General features: G+C 77.2%; 1 pseudogene. It reads left to right on the forward strand.

Annotated features, from left to right (window positions below):
• Positions 1-556: pseudogene (locus tag KUM32_RS44450) on the forward strand (ATPase); the annotation flags it as partial.

Here is a 556-nt window from a genome sequence, read left to right on the forward strand (position 1 = left end):
CATCAACCACCGGCTGGCCCACCCGCCCACCGTCGACGTGGCGGTCTCCCAGCGCATGGGCCTGTTCGTGGTCGGCCGGCTGGCCAACCGGCACGGCATCCGGGTGCAGTTGCGCCCCGCCGGCGAGCAGGCCGGCACCACGTCGCTGGTCATGCTGCCCGAGCCGATCACGCACGGCGGTGGTGGCGACGACGCGCCCCAGGAGGACTTCGCCGTCTCGCCGATCGTCCCCGAGCAGCCCGCGCCCCCGTCGCCGCGACAGCCGAACGCCCCGCGCACGGCCGCGGAGCTGGGCTTCGACGACGCCGGCCACCCGACGTACGAGGGTCAGCAGGGCGCCGTGTACGAGGGCCAGCAGGCCGCTCCATACCAGAGCGCCCCGGGCGGGGGCTTCGGCGGCGAGTACGGGAGCGAGTACGGCGGCGGCCAGGCGGCGCCTGGCCAGCAGCCCTACGGGGCCGAGCGGGGCGCCGGCTTCCCCACCGGTGACGACAGCGCCGCGGGGTACGACGCGGTGCCGGGCGCCGGCTACGACGCCGGGCCGGGCGGTGGGTAC

The organism is Streptomyces sp. AC627_RSS907, assembly GCF_019049165.1.